The sequence below is a fragment of the Actinoplanes sp. KI2 genome (assembly GCF_025630775.1).
Lineage (GTDB): Bacteria > Actinomycetota > Actinomycetes > Mycobacteriales > Micromonosporaceae > Actinoplanes.
Genome location: NZ_JAOSZE010000048.1, coordinates 42929 through 66318 on the forward strand (window position 1 = coordinate 42929; position 23390 = coordinate 66318).

At 70.6% G+C, this 23390-nt stretch carries 18 protein-coding genes; 9 read left to right on the forward strand and 9 right to left on the reverse strand.

Annotated features, from left to right (window positions below):
- The first annotated feature begins 20 nt into the window (after nt 1-20).
- The 3 genes from ODJ79_RS38120 (at nt 21) to ODJ79_RS38130 (ending at nt 4959) form a co-directional block, all read left to right on the forward strand.
- Nucleotides 21-1310 carry a PP2C family protein-serine/threonine phosphatase gene (locus ODJ79_RS38120; protein ID WP_263028557.1) on the forward strand — a complete coding sequence of 430 codons (1290 nt, stop codon included), beginning with the start codon at nt 21-23 and terminating at the stop codon, nt 1308-1310.
- 99 nt (nt 1311-1409) lie between these two features.
- Complete coding sequence (locus tag ODJ79_RS38125; RefSeq protein ID WP_263028558.1) at nt 1410-2759, forward strand: NDP-sugar synthase; 1350 nt, start codon at nt 1410-1412, stop codon at nt 2757-2759.
- A gap of 808 nt (nt 2760-3567) precedes the next feature.
- Nucleotides 3568-4959, forward strand: coding sequence for a helix-turn-helix domain-containing protein (locus tag ODJ79_RS38130; protein ID WP_263028559.1), 1392 nt, complete (start codon nt 3568-3570; stop codon nt 4957-4959).
- 25 nt (nt 4960-4984) lie between these two features.
- On the opposite strand, the gene ODJ79_RS38135 is transcribed toward ODJ79_RS38130, so the two are convergent.
- Together ODJ79_RS38135 and ODJ79_RS38140 are read right to left on the reverse strand one after the other, a co-directional pair.
- Nucleotides 4985-6217 (reverse strand): IS701 family transposase, encoded by a 1233-nt coding sequence (locus tag ODJ79_RS38135; protein ID WP_263028560.1) that lies wholly within the window; start codon nt 6215-6217, stop codon nt 4985-4987.
- A 473-nt stretch (nt 6218-6690) separates the two neighbouring features.
- Entirely contained in the window at nt 6691-7701 is a 1011-nt protein-coding gene (locus ODJ79_RS38140; protein ID WP_263028561.1) for an aldo/keto reductase, read from the reverse strand.
- Between the two features lie 260 nt (nt 7702-7961).
- Between ODJ79_RS38140 and ODJ79_RS38145 the strand changes: the two genes are divergently transcribed.
- Nucleotides 7962-9107, forward strand: a complete 1146-nt coding sequence (locus ODJ79_RS38145) for a low temperature requirement protein A (protein WP_263028562.1) — start codon at nt 7962-7964, stop codon at nt 9105-9107.
- 43 nt (nt 9108-9150) lie between these two features.
- On the opposite strand, the gene ODJ79_RS38150 is transcribed toward ODJ79_RS38145, so the two are convergent.
- The gene (locus ODJ79_RS38150; RefSeq protein WP_263028563.1) at nt 9151-9816 is read right to left on the reverse strand and encodes a hypothetical protein; all 666 of its coding nucleotides are present in this window, start codon (nt 9814-9816) and stop codon (nt 9151-9153) included.
- Between the two features lie 344 nt (nt 9817-10160).
- Between ODJ79_RS38150 and ODJ79_RS38155 the strand changes: the two genes are divergently transcribed.
- The 3 genes from ODJ79_RS38155 (at nt 10161) to ODJ79_RS38165 (ending at nt 14047) form a co-directional block, all read left to right on the forward strand.
- On the forward strand, nt 10161-13091 hold the full coding sequence (locus tag ODJ79_RS38155) for a helix-turn-helix transcriptional regulator (protein ID WP_263028564.1): 2931 nt from the start codon (nt 10161-10163) through the stop codon (nt 13089-13091).
- Between the two features lie 163 nt (nt 13092-13254).
- Nucleotides 13255-13569: a nuclear transport factor 2 family protein gene (locus ODJ79_RS38160; protein ID WP_263028565.1), complete on the forward strand. Its 315-nt coding sequence runs from the start codon at nt 13255-13257 to the stop codon at nt 13567-13569.
- A 37-nt stretch (nt 13570-13606) separates the two neighbouring features.
- Entirely contained in the window at nt 13607-14047 is a 441-nt protein-coding gene (locus tag ODJ79_RS38165; protein WP_263028566.1) for an ester cyclase, read from the forward strand.
- A gap of 175 nt (nt 14048-14222) precedes the next feature.
- Here ODJ79_RS38165 and ODJ79_RS38170 read toward each other — a convergent pair whose 3' ends face one another.
- From ODJ79_RS38170 to ODJ79_RS38180, 3 genes are all read right to left on the reverse strand, one after another.
- The gene (locus ODJ79_RS38170; protein WP_263028567.1) at nt 14223-14939 is read right to left on the reverse strand and encodes an O-methyltransferase; all 717 of its coding nucleotides are present in this window, start codon (nt 14937-14939) and stop codon (nt 14223-14225) included.
- A gap of 79 nt (nt 14940-15018) precedes the next feature.
- Nucleotides 15019-16041, reverse strand: coding sequence for an ArsR/SmtB family transcription factor (locus ODJ79_RS38175; RefSeq protein WP_263028568.1), 1023 nt, complete (start codon nt 16039-16041; stop codon nt 15019-15021).
- Nucleotides 16042-16051: 10 nt separating this feature from the next.
- Nucleotides 16052-19153: a BTAD domain-containing putative transcriptional regulator gene (locus tag ODJ79_RS38180; RefSeq protein WP_263028569.1), complete on the reverse strand. Its 3102-nt coding sequence runs from the start codon at nt 19151-19153 to the stop codon at nt 16052-16054.
- Nucleotides 19154-19301: 148 nt separating this feature from the next.
- Between ODJ79_RS38180 and ODJ79_RS38185 the strand changes: the two genes are divergently transcribed.
- Nucleotides 19302-19994 (forward strand): hypothetical protein, encoded by a 693-nt coding sequence (locus ODJ79_RS38185; protein ID WP_263028570.1) that lies wholly within the window; start codon nt 19302-19304, stop codon nt 19992-19994.
- 115 nt (nt 19995-20109) lie between these two features.
- Entirely contained in the window at nt 20110-21027 is a 918-nt protein-coding gene (locus ODJ79_RS38190) for a hypothetical protein (RefSeq protein WP_263028571.1), read from the forward strand.
- Between the two features lie 44 nt (nt 21028-21071).
- Here the strand turns inward: ODJ79_RS38190 and ODJ79_RS38195 are convergent, their stop codons facing one another.
- The 3 genes from ODJ79_RS38195 to ODJ79_RS38205 are packed head-to-tail and all read right to left on the reverse strand — an operon-like array spanning nt 21072 to nt 23343.
- Nucleotides 21072-21425: a Rieske (2Fe-2S) protein gene (locus ODJ79_RS38195; RefSeq protein ID WP_263028572.1), complete on the reverse strand. Its 354-nt coding sequence runs from the start codon at nt 21423-21425 to the stop codon at nt 21072-21074.
- Between the two features lie 3 nt (nt 21426-21428).
- Nucleotides 21429-22370, reverse strand: a complete 942-nt coding sequence (locus ODJ79_RS38200) for a VOC family protein (RefSeq protein ID WP_263028573.1) — start codon at nt 22368-22370, stop codon at nt 21429-21431.
- Between the two features lie 22 nt (nt 22371-22392).
- Nucleotides 22393-23343, reverse strand: a complete 951-nt coding sequence (locus ODJ79_RS38205) for a fumarylacetoacetate hydrolase family protein (RefSeq protein WP_263028574.1) — start codon at nt 23341-23343, stop codon at nt 22393-22395.
- Nucleotides 23344-23390 lie beyond the last annotated feature (47 nt).

Consider the following 23390-nt stretch of genomic DNA (forward strand, 5'->3'; position numbering starts at 1 on the left):
GCCAAAAGAAGGGGGATGCCGTGTTGCACGGGCTCACGTTGGTGGTGAGTGAGCGATCGGTCACGGCGGACAACCTCTGCGCGGCGGTCAACTCCGACGGGTTGCCGGCTCGGGTGGTCAGCCCCGCCGAGGTGCTCGCCGGCCGGTACGCCGACGAGGACTGCGCCGACTTCCTCCTGATCAACGCCTCGCTCCGGTTGCACGTCGTGGGGCGACTCACTCAATGGTTCATGCAGCGCAACAGCCGGTTGCCGACCGTGGTCATGTTCGCGGAGAGAGACTTCCGCGAGCTCGAGGAGCACGTGACGGCCGGGCTTGACTACATCATCCCGCCGTTCCTGCCGGGCCTGGTCGGCAGCCGGCTGGCCGCCTTTCACGTCCGGCAGGTCATGTCGCGGACGGCTCGCGACATCCAGTTCGCGGCCAACCTGGTCAAGTACGAGCGTGAGCTGCACATCGGGCGCGAGATCCAGGCCGGGTTCCTGCCCGACGTGCTGCCTGCCCCGGAGGGCTGGCAGCTGACCGCGCGGTGTCAGCCCGCGCTCGAGGTGGGCGGCGACTTCTACGACGCGTTCGAGGTGCTCGGCGGCACCCGGATCGGACTGGTCGTCGCCGACGTCTGTGACAAGGGCGTCGGCGCGGCGATGTTCATGGCGCTGATCCGGAGCCTGATCCGGCACACGGCGGGCTGTCTCGACCCGTGCCTGCAGCCCGGTGCACCGGCCGGGCCGGAGCGGGACGCGGCGGGAACCCTGCTGTCGCAGGCGATCGTCACGACCAACCGGTACCTGACCACCAACCATCTCGCTCAGGGGTACTTCGCCACGATGTTCTTCGGCGTCCTGGACCCGGCCGACGGCTCGCTGGTGTACGCGAACTGCGGCCACAACCCGCCGGTGGTCCGCCGTGCCGACGGCGAGCAGAGCCGGCTCTGGCCGACCGGCCCGGCCCTCGGGCTGGTGCCGGGTTCGGTGTTCGACCTGGGCCGGATCCGGCTCGGGCACGGCGACCTGCTCTTCGCCTATACCGACGGCATACCGGAGGCGAAGGACGTCAACGGCCGGTTCTTCGGCGACGACCGGATGCTCGCGCTCATCCAGGCGAAGGACTCCGGCGCCGATGAACTGGTCGAGATGTTCGAGCGCCGGCTGGCTGCCCACGTGGGGTTCGCCGAGCGGTCCGATGACATCACGATGCTCGCGCTGCACCGTCGGCCCGACGACCGGGACGCCGAGGCGCGCGGCAAGGCAGCAGCCGGGCCGCCGTGGAGGTGGGGCCGCCCTGTGGACGGCGGGCCGGCGGGCCGATGACCGTCTTGCGGACCCAAGCCGCACGCGATGCCCGGACAAGATCAGCACACGTCCGTTGGGAGGATGCGCGTGGTACGGAGTGGGGCAACCGCAAGCGACGTGGTCGCTATCGGGCTGGCGGGCGGGCAGGGCATTCGCGCCCGTCCGCTGACCCTGGAGGCGTTCGGATATCTGCGGAGCAAGGCCACGATGAGCTTCGCCGGCCGGCCGCTCATCGATTGGCAGGTGGCGGCCTTCCGTGACCAGGGCATTGACAACTTCTACGTGGTCGCCAACGGCCGGGAGAACCGGTATCAGGTCAAGGAGGTGCTCGGGCACGGCGACGAGCTGCGCGTACGGGTGCGGTACTCGAGGCCTCGGATGGACCGGCACAACACCGGCTCGGGCGAGGCGACGCTGAGCGCGCTGGACTACTGGGACCTGCGCGGTCTCGCCCTGATCTTCCCGACCGACTCGCTGTTCGAGTTCGACCTGGCCGATCTCGTCCGCCGGCATCGGGCCGGCGGTGCCCTGGTGACCATGGCGACCGTCGAACGCACGGCGGCCGAGGTGGCCGGCACCTACGGCACCATGGTGACCGACCACACCGGATGGATCCGCGAGTTCGTGGAAAAGCCGCCGCTGGATCGGGCACGAGCACTCGCCGGCCGGACCGGCCGGATTCCCATCAACGCCGGCCTCTACCTGGTGGACGCCGCCGCGCTGCGGCGGCTCGCCGCCGGCCCGGAGCTCGCCGCGGCGATGCGCCATCGACTCGACTGGGGCAGTGACCTGCTGCCGTGGCTGGTCACCCACGGCCATCGGGTGCTTCAGGTCCCGATCGGCAAGGCGGGCGACCTCGGCAACCTGCGCGAGTACCTGACGACGCTCACGGACGTGCTCGGCGGCGGGTACCCGCACATGCTCAAGCGACTCGACCCGCCGTACGCCGGCAACATCTGGATCCACGAGTCCTCGCTGCGCCAGCGTGATCCGTTCACCGGTATGACCCTGAGCGCGAAGTTGAACGCCGGCCTGGTCAGCATCGGCCCGAACGTGCGGATCGGCCGCGACGTGGAGATCGGTCCCGGCGTCACGATCAAGGACGCCTGCGTCGGTGACGGCGTCGACCTCCATCCGCGCTGCCACCTGGAGCGGACCACCTGCCTCGACGGTGCCGTCGTCGGGTGGGGCGCGCGGATCACCGACGCGCACATCGGCGTGATGGCCACGGTGGAGTCGACGCACGAGGCGATCACGGCGCTCGAGGGGTACACGGCGCTGGGCCACGAGGCCACGGTGCGGGCCGGAGCCCGGCTGACCGGTACCGTGGTGTATCCGCGATTCACCGTGCCCGCCGGGGCGACCACGCCGAACGGTACGGTCCTGGTGACGGCCGCCGATCTCATCGCCGGTGACCTGGCCGCCGCGGCGTCACCGTCGAGCCTTCCGCCGGTCGCGGGGCCGTAGTCGACGCCTTCGCCGGTCGGGTCCCCGTGCTCGATGCCTCGCCGATTGGGTCCCCGTGCTCGATGCCTCCGCCGATTGGGTCCCCGTGCTCGATGCCTCCGCCGATTGGGTCCTCGTCCTCGATGCCTCCGCCGGTCGCTTCGGCGGAGGCATTTTCTCCGGTCACCGGTGGCGATGCGGAGCGGTGACGGATACGCCCGGGCCGGTCAGCCGTGACGCTCGCTCAGGGCGAACACGTCGCTGCGCGGGCAGCAACCGCCGGGGCCGGCGGTCGTGTCGGCTGCGAGCGACGGAACGAGAGTGAGAAGCGCCACGGCAACGGCGGTGACGATTGCGGTTCCCAGCCACTTTACATTCTTCATAATGGTTTCCTTTCTTTGCAAATAATTTCCGGTGATTCGAAACTATGCAGTTGCCGATCGTGATTCAAGTGAATGCGCACGGTCCGGGGTGAATTAGTAATATCGCCGGACGGCATTCAGGAAAAAGGCATTGGTATACGGGGTGGTAGGCTGCGAAATGGAAGAAAAGGAAACGTGTGCCGCCGGCCGCGATCGGCTCCCGGCCGGCGGGCCGGGCTCGCGGGTCCCGGGGAGTTTCACGCCGACTTGACGAAGTCTGGTGAGGACCTGACGAAAGGGGCCGGACGAAGCCGAGTTGACCGGTGTTGGCCGAGGTCAAGGGCATTGTTACGGCGAGGTTAAGGTGACGGCGAGTTGCCCATCGCGTATCCTGAATGTGATTGACAAGACACGCGGGGCGGTGCAATCGGATGTATACGGGCGGCACGGGCTGAGTTGAGGACGGCATGGTGCGTTCGCTAGGCGATCGGGTGCGTGAGATGCGGCTGGGAAGAGGCCTCAGCCAGAGCGGCCTTGCTCGCGGGCTCGTTTCCCCGAGCTATGTCTCACTGATCGAGGCCGGCAAGCGACTGCCGGAGCAGGAGATCCTTGAGGCCTTCGCGGAACGGCTGGGAACGACGCCCGAGTTCCTGGCGACCGGGGTGGACGCGGGCACGGCCCGGGAGGAACAGCTCAGCCTCCAGTACGCCGAGCTCGCCCTGGCCAACGGCCAGACGGCGGAGGCAAGGGCGCAGTTCGAGACGCTGGCCGGCAGCAGCCTGTTCAGCCGCCACGCGGCGACCTGGGGAGCCGCCCGCGCCCGTGAGTTCGACGGCGACCTGCCCGGCGCCATCGAACAGGTGGAGTGGCTGCTCGATGAGCACCGTGCCGGACGTGCCGACGCCCCGGGCCTGCTGATCCTGCTCAACACCCAGTGCCGGCTCTATCGTGAGGTCGGCGACCTCAGCCACAGCATCTCCCTGGGCGAGCAGGCCCTAGCCGAGGTGCGTCGGCTCGGCCTCACCGGTTCGGAGGACGAGATCAGGCTCGCTTCGACGCTGGTCGGCAGCTACTGGGAGCGAGGCGACTGGTTCCGGGCGAACCTGCTGGCCAAGGAGGTCGTCGCGCGGGCCGAGGCGCACGGTTCGCCACGGTCACGGGGCTCGGCGTACTGGAACGCGAGCCTCGCGGCGTCGTCGGCGGGCGACGTCGGACTCGCCGTCGAGCTGGCGCAGCGGGCGGTCGCGATGTTCTCCGAGACGGTCGACGAACGCAGTCTCGCCCGGCTGCGTACCGATCTCTCCTGGATCCTGCTCGGCCGGCGGCCACCTGACCTGGATACGGCCGGCGACCTGCTGAACAGGGCGTACGCCGCGCTGCGGGAGATCGGCGTCACCACCGACCTCGCCTATTGCGAGACCGAGCTCGCGCGATACCACCTGGCGAAGGGCGACCCGCGGACCGCGGTGGAGCATGCCGACCGGTCACTTGCCCGGATCGCCGGATCGGACACCGTGGAGGCGGTCCGGGTGCGGATGGTACGGGCATACTCCCTCGCCGCCATGGACGACCCCGGGGAGAGCCTGCGCTGCTGCGAGCAGGCCATGCGGATGCTTCGTGCCCGGCGGCCGTCCAGGCAGCACATGGCCGTTTGGCGGGAGGCCGCGGAGCTGCTGGTGCGGCTCGGCCGCACCGATGAGGCGCTCGACGCCTATCGGGCGTTGTCGGACTGCGGGGGAGCGCCGGCGCCGGCCTGGACGACACCGCCGGAGCATGCGGTCCCGGCGACCGGCGAGGTGCTGGAGATGGACGAGCGCGACACCGCGGGCGGGCTTTCCGATCCACACTGGGCCTCGTGAGCCGGCGTCCCGGCGCCGGGCGCGGTCACGCCAGCGCGAGCCTGGTCTGCGGTGGGTCCGCGTCGACGGCGCTGAGAATGTCGTACACGTACGCCGCGCTCGCGAGCGTCACGTGATGATGCCAGCCGGCGAAGGTCCTGCCCTCGTAGTCGCGCAATCCGAACCTGTCCGCGAACGTCTCCAGGTGGGACCGCACGTTCTGCCGCAGCTTGGCGAGCGCGACCAGGTCGCCCAGCGGCCGGTCGGTAAGGTTGGTGATCCAGTAACCGCGGGGCCGCGGCTTGCCGAGCGGCCACTCGACCAGAAGCTGCCGGGCCGGCGAGCCGGCGTGTGCCCCGGTCGTCGAGTCGGCGGCGGGGGACCGGACCGGTATCTGGATGAACTGGGAGCGGCGGACGATGCTGTCGTTCTCGGCGTCGGGCCAGCCGACGGTGGTACGCGGAGCGTCCGCGAACAGCCGGATCACCTGATCCACCGCGCCGTTCCAGCTGGGGCGGGGTGCGAGCGGACCGGTCGGGCCGGCGACCGGCCGCACCCGGCCGTCAAGCCGAACCCCCAGGCTGGGGCTGACCTGGGCGAGATAGGGCAGCTCCCGATTTTCGAGCGCGGTGAACAGAACCTCGGCGGTGGCGAGCTGGCGAGCGTCGACGGCGACCGGCGCGGCCGGCATCCCCCAGTCCAGCACCATGTCGTCGATGACCTCGAGCTGGTACTGCCAGTACGGGCGGGGGCGCTCGGCGGCGGGCATCCGCGCCCGGCTGCGACGGTCGGTGTCGTCGCCCCATGAATCGGGTACCACCAGCCGCCAGTTGACCGGGATGCTGAGCCGCTCGCCGGTGAGCGTGACGGTGATCGCCAGCTGACAGTTGCAGACTTTCTCCAGGGATCGCACATACTGGCGTTCCACGCCGGCGGAGTGCCGGCCGTGCTTGGGGAACGCGACCTCCTCGATGGCCCAGGCGACCGGTCGCATGTGGCGCGACAAGCGGCTCATGAGGCGCTGCCTGATCGGCTCGTGATCCCACGGGCTCTGGTTGACGAACTGCTGCAGCGACTGTTCCGAGTGCCGACCGGGCATGATGGCGGCCATTCTTCGGATCGACTTACGGCCCGGACAATTCAGCAGGCCATGGAGATAAGTTTCTCCGGCGCGGCGCTGGTCGGCGCGGTACAGCGTACCGAAAACGTAGCCGCAAAATTCCTGAAAATCGTCGCTCAAGTGGACCGAGGAAGTGTCTTCCCATGCAATGGCTGTCATCTTTACCCCGATTGAAGGCAGTCACGGTCTGTAGTCAAGGCTTGATCCCCCAGTTGTTCTAGCCGACGCAGATAAACGATCGCAAGGGGGAATGCGACGAAGTGCGGACCTGGATGGGCCAAGTTCCTGTCCATTTTGTCCGCCCGGGCAACATACGTGAGGGTTCCGGTGATCCAATTTCAACGATTGTCAATAATCGACTCCGAGTTGTGACGATGGTGAGTCATGAGTGTCGTGACTGACAGTCAAGACACCGAGTCAATAAGACCGGCGATCCGATCTTAATGGATGACCCGGATACCCGGTCGGCGGGAGGCCTGCCATCGACGGACGGTTATGGAAGATCGTCATTCGCGGTTGCCCTGGGCAAACGCGAGCCGCGGCCCGCCAGTCAAGTACTGGCGGGCCGCGGCCGGAGATCTGAATCTGTGCCGGCGGGCCGCGGGTGATCGGCGGGCCGCGGCCGGGAGTCGTCAGACGGCGCCGGAAGTGCGCTCGCTGTCGAGGGTCGCCATCACCGGCGCGGCATAGCGCTCGCCGGCGGCGGAGCCCCGCGGCACGGCCAGCTCCACCTCGGCGAGATCGCCGGCGGTCAGCGTCAACTCGCGCGCGGGCAGGGCCTCGTCCAGCCGGACCCGGCTGCGGGCGCCGACCAGCGGCACGATCTCGTCGCCCCGCGACAGCACCCAGGCGATCGCGACCTGAGCGACCGTGACGCCCCGGTTCGAGGCCACCTTGCGCAACGCCTCGACCAGAGCGAGGTTCCGGTCGAGGTTGTCGCCGGTGAAGCGCGGGCTCGACGCGCGGAAATCGGCGGGTGGCAGCGGGCGGTCGGCCGACCAGTGCCCGCTGAGCAGGCCGCGCGAGAGCACGCCGTACGCGGTCACGCCGATGCCCAGCTCACGGCACACCGGCAGGATCCGCGCCTCGACGCCGCGCGACAGCAGCGAATACTCGATCTGCACGTCGGTGATCGGGTGCACCGCATGGGCTCGCCGGATCGTGTCCGCACCGGCCTCGGACAGGCCGATGTGGCGCACGTACCCGGCCTGGACCATCTCGGCGATGGCGCCGACGGTCTCCTCAACGGGCACCGCCGGGTCGAGCCGGGCCGGCCGGTAGATGTCTATGTGGTCGGTGCCGAGCCGGCGCAGGCTGTACGCCAGAGAGTTCTTGACCGCCGACGGCCGCCCGTCGCTGCCCAACCAGCCTCCGGCCGGGTCGCGCAGCACCCCGAACTTCACGCTGATCACCGCGCGGTCCCGGTCGCTGCCGCGCAGTGCCTCGCTCAGCAGGAGCTCGTTGTCGCCCATGCCGTAGAAGTCGCCCGTGTCGAGCAGCGTGACGCCGGCGTCCAGCGCCGCGCGGACGGTCGCGATGCTCTCCTCCCGATCGGCCGGGCCGTAGAGATCGGACATGCCCATGCAGCCCAGGCCGATGGAGGACACACGCACCTGCTCAGACCCCAACAGTCGCTCGGTCATGGCGTCCTCCCTCAGGCCGGAATCAGACACACCATACCGGTGTCAAAGGCCGATTAATAGCGTTTCCAACGGCATTGTCGTGGCGGTCGCCCATTCGGGTCGCGACTTGACGAAATGTTGTTGCCGACCCGCGGAAGACCGATCTGGACTCGGCGCCGAGAGGAGCGGCGGCCGGTTCTTCGAATAGGATTTTCAAATTTGGGACTCGAAGGGAGGAAGGTGCGTGCCGACGCCCGAATCGGAGAGGACGGTGGAGAGCGGTGACTGACGCGACGGCATCCAAGAGGGTCTCGTGGATCGAGATGTTCTATGATCTCGTTTTCGTTTTCGCGGTGACGCAGATCGCCGATTTCCTGGCCGACGACGTGTCGTGGCGAGGGCTGCTCGAGGCGTGGGTTGTCTTCACTCCCTTCTGGTGGTCGTGGGTCGGTACCGCGATCCTTTCCAATCTCACCGATCTCGAGGACACCTGGCATCGGCTGAACATGTTCGCCATCGGCCTGGTCACCCTCCTGATGACCGTCGCCGCGCCGACCGCCTTCAGCCACAACGGCGTCTTCTTCGCGGCGAGCTTCGTGGTGCTGCGACTGATGCTGGTGTCGTGGTCGACCGGCCAGTTCCGCGGCCTGCACTTCAATCCGTTCACCGCGTCGGCCTTCATCACCGCGCCGCTGTTCCTGGTCACCGCGTTCCTGCCCCCGGAACAGAAGCTCGCCGCCTGGACCGTGTTGATGGTGGTCGAGCTGTCGACGTCGTGGCTGTTCCGCAAGCGGCTCAAGGCCCTCCGGGTGGACACCAGCCACCTGCCCGAGCGGTTCGGGCTGGTCATCATGATCGCCTTGGGGGAATCCGTCATCGTGGCCGGCCAGGCGGTGGGCGACCATTTCGACGCCGCCCGGATCGTCTCGCTGGCGACCTGCTTCGCGTTCGTGTGCGGCCTGTGGTGGACCTACTTCAACTTCTCGGTCAAGGCGGTGGCGTACAAGCTCAGCTCGGAGGACAACCAGAGTCGGATCATCCGCGCGGTCCTTTCGTACGGCCATTACGCGCTGATTTGCGCGATCATCGCCATTGCCACGGGGATGCGGCAGGTCGTCGCGGAGCCCGGCGCCCGCCTGCCGACGGCCGAGGTCTGGCTGCTGTGCGGCGGGACAGCCCTGTACCTCGCGGCCTTCGCCTGGCAGCGGTGGGGCACGCTCTGGATGCTGTCCGCTGTGCGCGCCCCGGCGGCCGCGGTGTCGTTGATGCTGGGCCTGGCGGGCAGGCAGCTCTCCGCTGTGGTCCTGGTCCTGCTGCTCACCGCCATCCTGGCCGTCCTGGCCGCCGTGGAACTGGCCGCCCTGTCGGCGGACCTGCTGCGGCCGGCTGCGGAGCCGGCCATGGCGGACCGGGACGCGTCGGGCTGAGCCCGTCCGCGGCGGAAACCTACGACCAGGCCGTCCCGCGTCATTAGTCGTCGTCGCGACGGGTGGCGAGACCCAGAGCCCAGACGCAGTTCGCGGCGTAGGCGTGCATGCCGCAGGCCAGGTCGACGCTGAGGCCGACGGAGAGGGCGGGCCGGCCGGCGACGCGTGACGGATGGTCGTACACGTCGAGCGGGTGGGACCGGGCGGTGCGTTCGATGGCGTGCATGAGTCTCCGATGGGCGGCGGCCAACTCGTCGTTGTGGTCCACGACGGCCTGCCGGGTCCCGGCGCCGACCGGCATCTGCACCAGCGGGAGATGCGCGGCCGGTGCCCGGAGCAGGCGCGACGGGAGTGTCACGGCCGGCTCGGACGGCGGAACGTAGCCCCAGGCCGCGTATATCGCCGTGATCAGCGTCGCGTACGCGACGAACGTCGCGGCCGTCACGGTGTAAACGGCGGTGATCTGCTCGCCGAAGCTGACGGCACAGTCCAGCAGCTGGTGGGCGAGGCCCGTGCGGTACCAGCCCCCGTCCGCGCACGCCGCCGCCGAATCGATCTCGGCGGCGGCGTACCGCTGCTGCAGGTACGCCTGGTCGGCGGCGAGTGCCGCCCGGTTGCAGGCGGTCCCCATGTCCAGCAGCCGGCCGCGGACCGCCTCCGGAACCGCGAGCTGCCAGGACACCGGCAACAGGTCATGGATCTCCAGCATGTTCCCGACGTCCCATCCCCGCGCCGCGGCCGGGCCCGCCGCGGTGCAACCTTCCGGCCGCGAATTAGCCATCGATTCGCGTGCCTGGTGTGGTCGTGACGCGCCTCCCGAAGGCCGCCTCGCCGTCCATTGATCCCGAAACGACCGGCCTGTCGGCTTCGTGGGGTCGCATCGAGAACGCTAATTCAACTCTCCGCACAGGACATCGCTCGACCTAGTTACAGCCGTCGACAATCTTGTAGCGTCGCTTGTAGGCCGGACGGCGACGCGCGGGATCGACCAACCCGCTGCGGTCCCGGTCAGTTCGGCGAGCGGGCGGGGGTGGCAGGGCGATCGTGGTGCGGATGAGATCGAGGGAGCTCGTCGGCCGTACCGCGGAACTCGCACGGCTGGATCGTTGTCTCGATGCTCTCACCGACGGGAAGGACCCGCCGCTGGTGCTGCTCATGGGCGACGCCGGGATGGGCAAGACCCGCTGTCTCACCTGGCTGGCCGAGCGCGCCCGATCCACCGAAGTCACCGTGCTGTCCGGCGATTGCCTGCCCCTTTCGGGCATGCGGACGCCGTACGGGCCGATCGCCGAGGCGTTGCGCGACGCCGGGCGGCAGGCCGGCGCCGCACGGATCGGCGAGTGGCTCGGCGGGCGAACGGACGCCGTGGCAGCGCTCGTGCCCGAGTTCGCCACCGGCGCGACGACCGAGGGCGCGCCCCGCCCGGGGTCGCCGGCACAGTTGGTCACCGACGTCCTGCGGATCATCGAGCGAATGGCCGCCGACAGCCCGCTCCTGCTGGTGGTCGAAGACATCCACTGGGCCGACGAGGCCAGTCGCGACCTGCTGTTGTTGCTGCTGCGTGGCATCGTCGGGCATCGTGTCCTGCCGGTCCTGTCGGCCCGCACCGACGAGCTGGCGCCCACCCACCCGGTCACCGGCTGGCTGGCCGACCTGGGCCGGATCCGGCCTACGGAGCGCATCGAGCTGGCACCGCTGAACCACGACGAGATGGTCGCGCTGCTGATCGGTGTCCTCGGCCGGGGTCCCGAACCGGACCTCGGCGAGCGGATCATCGAACGGTCGGGCGGCAACCCGTTCCTCATCGAGGAGCTGCTCGCCGCGGATCCGCGTGCCGGCACGCTGCCGGCGACCGTCCGAGACGTGGTCCTGAGCCGGGTCGGCGCGCTCGGAGCCGGGGCGATGCGCCTCGTCCAGGCGATCGCGGTGGCCGGAGGTTCCGGCCCGGACGTGCCGCATGAACTGCTGCGCGCGATCCTGGGCTGGCCCGACTTCGTGGTCTTCGCCGCGGCCCGCGCCGCCGTCGAGGCCCACGTGCTGGTCGGCACCGCGACCGGGTACGCCTTCCGGCACGCCTTGGCCCGCGAGGCGGTCGAGAGCGCCCTGCTGCCTATGCAGCGGGCGCGGCTGCATCTCGACGCTGCCCGGGCCTTCGAGCGGACCGGTGCGGAGCCGGCCGATCCGATCGTGCTGGGCCGTGTGGCGTACCACTGGCATTTCGCGGGCCGGCTGTCCCGTGCGCTCGCCGCCGCGGTGGCCGCGGGAACCGCTGCCTCCGCCGTCCACGAGTTCCGGACCGCCCTGGAGATGTTCGCCCGGGCGATCACGTTATGGCCGTCGGTGCCGTGCCCGGAGACCGTTGCGGGCATCGACGAGACGTCGCTGTACGAGAAGGCGGCCGACGCGTTCTACCGCGGCCTGCACCACGAGCGGGCGGAGAAGCTCGCTTACCGGGCACTCACCCGGCTCGATCCCGCCCGCGAGCCCGAGCGGGTGGCCCGCCTGCACCTGCTCGCCGGCGCGGCCCGGTGGGCCCATCGGGCCGACGCGCACACCGCGCTGCGGGCCGCCCGTGCCGCCGAGGCGCTGGTGGCGGACGGCACCGCCGCGCTCGCCGACGCCCTGGCGATGCAGGCCCGGTTCCTCGTGCTGCTCGGCCGCCCGGGGGAGGCGGTTCCGGTGGCCGGGCGGGTGCTGAATCTCTCCCGCGTGCCCGGTTCCGAGCAGGCCCGTGCGAGCGCGCAGATCAGCCTGGGCGTCGCGCATGCCGACCTGGGCGACGAGATCACCGGCCTGGCCGAGGTTTTGGCCGGTCGGCGCCTCGCCGAGCGGGCCGGCGACGGCATCTCGGTCGGCTGGTCCTATGTGAACGCGGTCGCCATCCACGCGCGGCAGGGGCGGTTCGGGTACCTGCTCGGCGAGGCCCTGGCAGGTGAGGCCGTCACGGTACGGCTGGGCGTCGACCGCACGGCCGGGATGGCGCTGCGCGCGAAAACCGCTTCCGCGACGGTGTTGAGCGGCCGGTGGGCCGATGCCGAACGGTTCAGCGCCGACGCGATGATGTCGGTGGGTGTCTCGCGCATCTGGGCCGTGCAGGCCCGGGTCGAGCTCTGCATCGCCCGCGGCGACTTCGACATCGCCGACAGCCTGCTGGCCGAACTGCTCGTCCTGGTGAACGGCCCGGCAGAGCCGCAGATGCTGGAGCCGACCTACGCCGCGGCCGCCGAGCTCGCCCTGCTGCGCGGCGCCGTCGACGACGCCCGCCGGTACGTCGCGACAGCCGAGGAACTCCTGCGCGGGCTCGGCGAGCCGGGGGTGCCGGCCGGCTCGCACCGGCTGCGCTGGCTGGCGCTTCGGGCGGAGGCCGACGCGGCCGGGCAAGGCAGCGGGCCCGAGCGGTCGGCCGTCGAGCGGCTGCGCCTCGCGACCCCGCCGCCGAAATCACCCGGGGAAGCCTGCTATGCCGCGCTCGCGGACGCCGAGATCGCCCGCGCCGACGGCGGGTCGGACCTGGCATTGTGGGATGTGGCGGTCAAGGGGTGGGATGCCCTGGACGCCATCTACATGACCGGATACCCGACGTTTCGGGCGGCTGAGGCGGCCGTGCTGGTCGGCGCACGCCAGGAGGCCCAGCTACGGCTTGCCGCGGTGTGGCGCCTGGCAAGCGGCCTCGGCGCCCGTCCGCTCCGCGACGCCGTGGCGGACCTGGCCCGGCGGGCCCGGGTCGGCCTGGCGGAACCGGCGTCCGCCATCGGCGGCAGCGCCCTGCCGTCGGGCCTGACCGAACGCCAGGCCGAGGTGCTGAAGCTCATCGCGATCGGCCTGACCAACCGCGAGATCGCGCGGCGGCTGTTCATCAGCGAATACACCGTGGGCGTGCACGTCTCGCGAGTGTTGCGGAAACTCGGCGTCTCGCGCCGGGCGGAGGCGGCCGCGGTAGCCGAACGGCTCGGCCTGGTGCAGCGCCGCGACCGCGGCCGGTAGCCCAACGCCGTGCCACACGGCGAGGCACGAACACCGACTCGACGTACTGCGGCGCCACTGCGCACAGAGTACCGGCCCAGCCCGCACGATCCGGTCCGCCCGTGCCCGTCGGGTGGCAGTGTCGTGATGGATGGCATCGGCTTCGAGTCATGGGAGGACGAGGGTGCCGACAGCGACCGATATCGTACAAGGCTGGGTGGATGCGACGAACAACTCGGACCCGCAGGCGTTGCGGGCGTTGTTCGCCCCGGACGCCGTGCTGGTGGACACAGGGCGCCGCTTTCACGGTGTGGACGCCATTATGCGCTGGTCCGACAGCGACCTGATCGGCGTGAACGCACGGATTCAGGTCGACCGCATCGACCCGAAGTCCGACGGCGCGACGCTGCACTCGACGGTGCATTCCAACGGATTCAACGGTCACGCGAAGATCGGCTTCAAGATCAGCGACGGTCTCATTCAGAACGTCCACATCTGACGCCGGCTTCCTCATCAACCTCGGCAGGAGGACTGCGATGCCCTTGCTCGACTTTGCCCGCCGGTTCTTCGACGCGATGAACAAGCAGGATCTCGACACCGTCGCGTCGATGATCAGCCCGAAGGCCGATGTCCGGACGCCCATCGGTTCCTTCATCGGCAACACGGCGTACAAGGACTGGATGGCAATGCATTTCCGGGCCTTCCCCGACTTCACCCACGAGGTCCGTGGGCTGTCGCTCGTGTCCGAACAGGACCAGACCCTCGCCTTCGAACTACACGCCACCGGTACGCACGCGGGTCCGTTGCCGCTGGCGACCGGGGAACTCTCGCCCACCGGGCGGCGGCTCGACGTGCCGGCCGCCGACTTCTGGCGCCTCGAGAACGGCCTCATCGTCGAGTATCGGCTGTACTTCAACCTCCTCGACTTCCTCGAGCAACTCGGGGTCGCGCCGACCCCGGCAGTCTCCGCCGCCTGAGCCCCCTGGGGGCCGAGTCTGTCGGCGCGCGAGGCCGCGCAGTCACACACTCACCGGAGCTGGCCGGGCCGGAGCGTCGACGCCGCGGCGGCGGTGAAAGGCCCGGCGACGGAAACCTCTCGTCGCCGGGCCTCGCGGCTCGGAGAGCGCTGCGGATCACCTACCAAACACAACATCAATGACCGCTCTCACTGATCCGGGCCAGGACGAACCCGTCGTACCCGCGGCCGCCGACGGTCTGGACCGCGACCGAGTCGACGTCGCCCCGGCCGGCGAGCGTGTCGACGAGCCGGCGTACGCCCGCTGATGCCTCGTCGGCGCCGTGAAGCACCCGGCCGCCGCGGACCACGTTGTCGACGACAATGAGAGTTCCCGGTCGCCCGAGCCGTACCGCATAGTCGAAGTAGACGGCGTTGGACGTCTTGTCCGCGTCGATGAAGGCGAAGTCGAACGGTTCGGGCCGCTCGTCGAGCAGTGCCCGCAGGCCGTCGGCGGCCGGCCCGACCCGAATGTCGACGAGGTCGCCGACGCCGGCCCGGTCGACGTTGGCCCGGGCCACCTCGGCGTGGTGGGGCTCCAGCTCAAAGGTGACCAGCCGGCCGGGCCGAGTGATCGCCCGGGCCATCCAGACGGCGCTGTATCCGCCGAGCGTGCCCACCTCCAGGACCCGTTGCGCGCCGACACTGCGGACCAGCAGCGCGAGCAGCTTGCCCTGGGCGGCCGACACGCTGATCGACGGCAGCCCGGCGGCCTCGGCGGCGCGCTGTACGGCCGCCGTCACCTCGTCCTCGCCGACCAGCGCGGCGGAGAAGTACTCGTCGACGGCCGCCCACGTCGACTCGTCGGATCGCTCGGGCTGCCCGGATCGGGCGGCGATGGTTTCGTTGCTCATGTGTCTCGGCTCCTCGGTCGTGTTCGCGGTTCGCCTTCGACGCTAGGGCCGGCCGCCGGAGCCGGGGAAACGATTCGCCTCAGCCGGATCGTCCGGGTTCCACGTCGAACATCGACAGCAGGGTGTGACCGGCCGGCTCGAGACCGTAGAACACCCGGCGCCCGGCCCGGCGCCGGTGCAGAACGCCGGCCGCATGCAACGCCGTCAGCTGCTCCGACACCGTGCTCGCCGGTAGGCCCAGGGCCGCGGCCAGGCTTGACGTGGTGGCCGGCACCGTGAGGGCCCGCAGCACCTGGGCCCGGCGCGGCCCCACGAGCACGCCCAGCCGGTCATCGCCGGTCATCGCCGGCGCCGGGCCCGGCTCGAGCACCGCGACGCCGCGACACTGGTACGTCAGCCGCAGCCGGCTGGGATGGTCGGTCGACGCGCTGACCCGACGATCGGCGAAAAGCATCGGCACGAGCAGCAGCCGGCGTTCCGCGGTACCCATGACGGAGTCCTTGGGCTTGGGCAGGCTCAGCACCGGCGGCTCCCAGCGGGCGATGCCGGCCAGGTCGCCGAGCACCGACTCGGCGCCGGCGGTCGCGATCGCCCGCGCCCGGATCTGCACCTCCTCCTCCAGCGCGCCGAGCATCTCCGGCCAGTACACCCGCAGCGTCTTCTGCCAGAAGCTCGCGAGGCTCTCCGCGAGCGCGGAGAAGGATCCCGCCGGATCCCGCTGGTAATCCGCCAGCCAGCGCGGCGCCCCGGTGGGGCAGTGCACGGCGAACTGCGCGTCGACGTCGGCCGGGGGAGTGCGCGCCAGCAACTCCAGCTCGTCCTCGAGCCGCGGCACCGGCGAGTCCGCGATCGGGTGGAATACGTCCGGCGTGCGCTGCCGGACCCGCATGTCGAGCAGTCGGCCGTACACCCAGAGCGGCGCGCCCGGGGGCGTCGCGCCGAGCCCGGCCCGGGCCTGCTCCGCCCAGCGTGTGTACGGCCAGGGCGCCCGGCCGGTACCGCGGCGGTGCAGGAGCTCGAGCGCCCCGATCAGCTCGGTGAGCGGGCTGATGCCGATCCGCGCGGACGCCAGCGTCGTGCGGCTCAACTCGATCCGAATCACCCGGCCACTCTCACTGGCGAACCCGTCCCGCCGCAACCTCGCGGAAGGCCCCGGCGACCGCGCCCCGGCGGGTGCTGACGAGGTGGGCCTGGTGCAGGACGATGGCGGTGGCCGGCTCGGGCGCCACACCCAGCGAATTCAGTGTCCCGCGCACCCGGTGCAGGGCCCGTTCCAGGGTCACGGGGTTGCGGCGTTGCGTTTCCACCGCCAGCAGCAGCCGCATGCAGCGTTCGGCGTACGGCTCGGCGGTGAGCGCGCGCTGGGCCAGCTCCCCGGCGGTGGCGGTGTCGCCCTCGGCCAGCCGGCGTTCGCCCACGATCAGGGCCGCCTCGGTGAGGTCGGCCCGAAGCGCGGTCGCCGGGGCCTCGTAGTGGGACAGGCCGGACAGCTCGGTCAGCGGCTCGCCGCGCCAGAGTGCCACGGCCGCGGCCAGCGCGGCGTCGGCGGCCGCCGGGTCGCCACGCCGCCGAGCCTGGCGCGCCTCGTCCAGGTGGTCGTGCAGCTCGGCCAGGTCGATCGTGAGCGCCTTCGACCGGATCAGCCGGACGCGGGTGCGGTCGCAGCGCAGATGGTCGGGGTCGAGGACCCGGCGTAGGTAGGTCAGGGTCACCCGCAGATTTCGGGCGGCGGCGTCCGGGTCGAGGCCGGGCCAGAGCAGGTCCATGACCCGTGCCCGGTCCATTTCGCCGTGCACGGCGAGGAGCGTGAGCAACTCGCGGACCCGGCGGCGGCGCAGGTCCGCCGGGTGTGCCTGGCGACCGTCGACAAGTATCCGTAACGGTCCGAGCACCTCGATGCGGGTGACGCCGGACGGCGTGGCGGGGACCGCGGCGAGCAGCCGGCGGGCCCCGGCGGCCGGCACCGGCCGATGGTCGCCGGCCAGGGGGCGAAGCGCGTCGTGCGCGCGCCGGCCCAGGTGGTCGGCGAGCCATTGCAGGAGTTGACGCCCGAACGGCAGGCCCGCGGCCTCCGCGTAGGCGGCCAGCTCGACCGACCAGGGCAGTGGGAAGGCGATCAGTACCGTCTCGGGGGTGACCTCGCCGGTGGTGGTGAGGCGCCCGGCGCGGGCGTCGAGCAGCAGCCGGGCGGCGGCGCGGACCCGGTCGTGGGCCGGCCCCAAGGGCTGGGCGTCCCACAGCTGTCGTGCATCGGGTGACAGCACATATCCGTACGCCAAGAAGCGCCGCAAATGCACCGCCGCGACCGGATCGGACAGTGGATGAAGGGTGAGGAAGCCCTCGATCTCGGCCCGGGCGGCCGGCTCGCCGCCGTGCAGGACGGCCCGCGCGGCCGCAGCGACCGCGAGCATGGCGGCGTCCCGGGTGTCGGTACCCAGCCCGCTCTCGTCCAGTTGGGCCGACACGTGGCGCAGCGCGGCCTGGTCGCCCAGGGACGCGGCGACCACCGCGGCGAACGCCAGGAAGTTGAAGCGGTAGCGGTCGTTGGCGTCGGCGTCCGGCAGGTGCGGTTGCCGAGAGTCGTGCGGGTACGCGTCGGGCAGGAAGTCGGCCGGTTGCCCGGCCATCCAGCGGGCGAACTGCGGCATGCGGCGTACGTGGGCGTACGGCGACGACGCCAGATAACGCTCGGCGACCTCGGCCGCCTCGTCCGCGCGTCCGGCCAGCAGAAGCAGATAGACCTGGAACCGTACGACGATCTTGCCGGGTTGTTGCTCGATGTCGGCCGGTGCCAGCGCCTCGACCGTGGCCAGCGCGTCCTCGATCGAGCCGATCAGCTCGTAGATGGCACCCTGGACGCCGCCCATGAGCAGCCGCAGCGTGGGCTGGTCGGAGGCGCCGGGCAGGTCGAGCGCCGCCTGGTAGAGCTCGGCCAGCCGATTCTCGTCGCCGCGGGCATGCGCGGCGATGGTCGCCAGGCTCAGCGCGGCGGTCTCGGTGCCGACGTCGCCGGCCCGGTGCGCGGCCTCGGCGGCCATGTCCACGATCCGGTCGACCTCGGCGTCGTCGGCGCGCGACGCGTACCGGGTGGCGGCGGTCAGCAACCGCAGGCCCCGCCGGGTGTGTTCGCTCTCCGGCACGGCGGCGAGCCAGCGCTCCCCGGTGTCGCGCGGGAAGGTCGCCAGCGTCGACCGCACCAGTGCCGTCGCGGCGCGGTCGAGAAGGGCCACGTCGCCGGCGGTGATGGCGATCGTCCCGGCCCGCAGCGCGTCGCCCCGGTCGAGGAGCAGGTCGGCCGCCCGGGCGCGGATGGCGGCGACCCGCTCGGCGGGCAGGAACCTCACCAGGGCGTCGGTCCACAGCGGGTGGGCGCGCACCTCGCCGTCGCCGAACCGGGACACCAGCGGCACCCGCTCGGTGAGCAGGTCGAGATCGACGGGCACTCCGGCGAGGGCGCGCAGGGTGGCGGCGTCGGCCGAACCGAGGACGGCCAGGTTGAGCAGGGCCTCCCGATCGGCCGCGGTGAGCGCGGAGACGACCTCCTCCCACAGGTAGTCGCGGGCGATGCCGGCCGGGGCGGCCAGGGTCAGCCGAACCAGGGCAGGCCATCCGCCCAGGCCGGTCAGGTCGGTGAGCGGGCGCTCGGCGTGCCCGGCGATCCGGTCCAACTCGCAGGGGTCGAAGGCGAGGTCGGACTCGTCGAAGCAGAGGATCCGGCCGGCGGCGTGCAGCCGGGCCAGCGGCACCGGCGGCAGGCTGCGCCCCGACAGCACCAGGTGGGCCCCCGCCGGTAGCCGGGATATGAGCTCGGCGACCAGGCGGTGGCCGGACGAACCCGGCGCCACCTCGTGGAAGTCATCCAGGATCAGGCAGGACTCGATCGGGGAACATGCGCGCAACGCCTCCAGCGCGGTGTCGAGCGGGCCGGTCGCGGTGGGGTCGACGCCGAAGGCGTGACAGATCGCGCCGGCCAGCCGCGGAGCGTCCTCGTCGCCCGGCTCGCAGGTCACCCAGCATTCGAGGCCGCGCGGGTCGGCCGCGTGCAGACGGGTGGCCTGCGCCAGCGCGGTCGACTTGCCGAACCCCGGCCCGGCCACCACGGTCGTCACCGGCACGTCCCACCGTACGGCGAGCCGCTCGACCAGGCGGGTCCGCAGGATCTCGCCGCCGATCGCGCGTGGTGGCCCGTCGAGCCTTCGGACGGTGGGTCGCATTTTCTTATCAGGCGACCGGGACACCGTACGAGACAACCGTGGAGTCACGTAGCGGACTGACGGCTCCTGGCTAGCGAACGGCTAACGGCGTCTCGCGACTCTTCTCCCAGGGCTCGCCCGAGCCCACGAAGTTATGGGGGGAAAGAAAATGTCCGAGACACGAGTTGGCAACCACACGTTCGTCTACAACGGCGAGCGGTACTTCCGGGACAAGTCCGAGGACATCCTGATGTGCTCGTACGGCGAGAAGGAGGACCCGCTGGGGACGAAGGCCAGCCTCAACGTCACCAACCACGTCGACCGCGGCATCCTGAAGGGCAAGGTCCGCTACGTCACCACGGCGGACATCGACTGGACCCGGCAGGCGAAGACGGACGTGGAGACCGGGGCCGCGCTGAAGTACTTCACCGTCTCGGCCTCCGGGACCGCGTCGTTCTCGTACGAGAAGGCGAAGAGTGTCCGCCTGAAGCTGGCGAAGTTCGTCATCGACGAGGGTCCGCTCAAGACGATGCTGAACAACGAGGCCGGCGGGGCCCTGCGGTTCCTCGCCCAGGAGGGCGCCGACGGCCGGATCGTCTCGACGATCTGGGTGGTGCTGGAGGGGACGATCGCCGAGTCGTTCGCGGCGGCCGGGACCACCACCGGCGCGCTCGAGGCCGAGGTCCTCCCCGGCATGAAACTGAAGCTGACCGCCAAGCACGCGGGCAGCTCCGCCGGTAACTCGACAATCGTGCTCGAGGAGGGCACGACGTTCGCGTACCTCATGCACCGGGTCGCCAAGTGGAACAAGGACAAGACCCACATCGAGGAACTCGACATCGACGCCAAGGGTCTCAACTGACCTTGCGCCGGACGGGGTGACGCTGTCGCGTCACCCCGTCACCCCGTCACCCCGTCACCCCGTCGCCATGACGACGGACGACCGACCGCGCGAGGCCGCGGCTAGGCTGTGCCGCGTGGGATTCTGGGGCACCGTTGTGGTGGCGAAGTCGCCGGTTCTGCTGGCGCACCGTGCCGATGTACTCGGCTTCGGGTACCAGCACGATGAGGTCCGCGACCTGGGCCAGGGCTGGCAGGTGCTGGTCACGCGAGGATGGCAGGACCCACCGGACCTTGCCGCCGCCGGCCGACGACTCGTTGCCGGTACCTCGGAGCCCGTGTTGGCGGCGTACGTCTGCGACGGTGACTGTGCCGCAATCTTCGCCCGGTGCACGACGGAGTGGACCTTCTCCGCACACCTACCACCCGGTGAGGACGACTGCGGATACAAACATCGGCCGAAGCCACCCGCGCGCACGGCGGCGGAGGTTACCGCCGATCTGGTCGCCTGGGGCGAGGCTGCCGGCCTGACACCGGACCGCGACCGGCTGCTGTCGCTGGTTGCAAGCGATTCGGGGGCCGACGCCTACCGCAGAGCCGACCACGTGGTTTTCGATCTGCTGCCCGCGCTCGGGTTCGCGGCGGTCGGACCCCCGCATCCCAAGGCTTTCGCCATCCACGAACGGCCATACAGCTACTTGGTCGACTTCTTCGGGCTCGGTACGCAGGCGCGGAGTCGCGCGGTCGTCCGCGAACAATGGCCGGACGAGATCGAGCCCGACGAGGTGGAGCAGCCGTGGGAGGCCGCAGCCGTACAGCTCGAATTTGACCTGTGGGCAGCGGTGCACCACACCGACCCGGACGTCGCCGCGCTAAAAATGCGCATCGACCAGGTACGGGCCGAATACGATCGCTGCCGTGCCGAGTACCCACCCGCACCGGAACACGTCGAGATCAACGGCTCTGCCGTGCACAACGCCCAGAGCGTGATGCAACAGTTATATGACGGTCACGTCTCGGGTCACGTAAACCCTCCGCCGACCGCTTGCGGGTGAAGACCGTAAGTCGGCGCGCGCGTCCACTACGGTTTCCATCCGGCTCACTCCGGGGGATTGTGCCGGCCACGCGGGTAACCGCGGTCGCCCAGCGGGTTGAACGGCACCTCGGCGTACCAACGGCCCTCGTGGACGACCGTGGGATAGACCGGCAGCCGGTATCGCGTGCTGTTGCGGCATTGCCCGTCCGCGGGATCGAACCGGTAGCGATGCCACGGGCAGACCACGGAGTCGTGCTGGATCCAGCCGTCCTGGATCGGCGCCCCGGCGTGCGGGCACCGCGCCTCCGTGACGATAAGCCGGCCGGACTCCGGGTGCTCGAAGACCGCGAGGATGCGCCCGGCGCCGCGGACCGACCAGCGACGCCGGCCCTGGCCGTCGGGAATGGGAACCAGCATCGGTTACAGCGGCGGCGGGACGAAGACCCCCCGGTCGGGCTCGTTGAAGGTCTCCTGGGCGATTATCTCGTCGATCGGGTTCGCGGTGCCCCACTGGTCGCTGACCTCGGGCTGGGTGAAGTCGTAGACGTGCGGGTGCCAGGCGTCCTCGTCGAGCTGCTCGAGTTCGGTGGTGTATTCGACCGTGTTGCCGTGCGGGTCGGCGAAGTACGAGAAGGTGTTGTCCCCGGCCAGGTGCCGTCCCGGTCCCCAGATCTTGCGGATGCCGGCGCGCAGCAGCCGCCCGGTGCCGAACATGTATTCGTCGATCCCCCGCAGCTCGAACGAGGCGTGATGCAGCGAGGTGTGCGGGCCGGACGCGATGGCCAGGCTGTGGTGCTGCGGATTGCAGCGCAGGAAATACATCATCTCGCCCAGGTGCGGGTGCGCGAGCGTGTCCGACAGGGCGAAGCTCAGGTGCCGGGTGTACCAGTCGCGGGTCGCGGCGGCGTCGGGCGAGTTGAGCACCACGTGCGAGAGCCGGACCGGGATCGACTCGCGCGGCTCGATCTTCCGGTGCCGGCGCGGTTCGACGCCGGCGGAGATCTCGACCGTACGGCCGTCGAGGTCGAAGAACCGGAAACCGTAACCACCGCCGGGGGTGTCCATCGCGCCCGGCCGGGTGATCAGCTGGACGCCGGCCGCCAGCAGCCGCTCGGCCAGCGCGTCGGCGTCGGCCGGCGTGGCCACTCCGAAGGCGATCAGGTCGAGCCGCTTCTGCTCGTCCTTGCGGATCCGGACGATGTACTGCTCCGGCGAGCCCTCGGCGGCGAGGAAGACCACGCCGCTGTCGTCCGCGACCCTGCTCAGGCCCCAGAGCCCCGTGTAGAAGTCGACCTGCTTGTCGAAGTCGGGCACCGCCAGATCGACGTGGCGCAGGTGGGTGATCAGTCGGTCGTCGGGCACGGCGGCCTCCTCGCGGGTGGTTTCAGGTTGGCGGGGCGACGGCCCGTACGCGCTGGGTGCCGAGCCTGCTGATCGTCGCCTCCATGACGTCGCCGTCGCGGAGCAGCCGGCCCCAGTGCGCGCCGTTGCCCGCGGGGCTGCCGGTCAGCACCAGGTCGCCGGGGTGGAGCGGAGTGATCTGCGAGATGGACGCGATGAGGGCCGGTACGCCGAAGATCATGTCTTTGGTCGATTCGTCCTGCATCGTTTCGCCGTTCAGCTTCAGCGTCACCCGCAGGTCGAGCGGGTCGCCGACGAACCGCGCGGGCACGATCCAGGGCCCGGTCGGCAGAAAGCCGGGGGCGTTCTTGGCCCGGAACCAGTCCGCGCCGAGGGCACCCACGTCCGGGCGGAACACCAGGTCGCGGGTGGTGATGTCGTTGACGACGGTGTACCCGGCGACGTGGCCGAGCGCGTCCGCGGGCGCGACCCGGAAGGCGCGCCGGCCGATCACGGCGGCCAGTTCCAGCTCCCAGTCGTGCTGCTCGCTGTAGGAGGGCAGGACCAGATCGTCGTACGGCCCGGCGACCGCCGACGGGAGGCCGAGAAACACGTACGGTGTCCCGGCGGCCCGGGCGTCCATGGTCGCGGCGGCCTCGGCCCGGATCTCCTCCACCGAGCGGGTGTCGTCCGGCCGGCGGTGCGCGACGGCCAGATCGATCACGTGCGTCCGGTAGTTGGCGCCACATTGGAAGATCTGACCCGGTGCGACCGGCGCTCGTACGTCCAGCCCGGCGAGACCCTGCCAGGGCAACGTCTCGTCCCGGGCCAGCTCGGCCAGCCGCGGCAGCATCACGTCCCAGGCCCGGAGCAGGTCCAGCGTCGTGCTGACCGCACCGGGCAGCAGTCCCGGCCGGCTCAGGTCCAGCACCCGGTCGGCGACCACGAGACCGGGAAAGTCGCCGAACGTTCCGAGCGCGAAAGTGTCTGCCACGGCTTTACTATGCGGGCAGCGTACACATGAAGGAAATGGATGTTGGT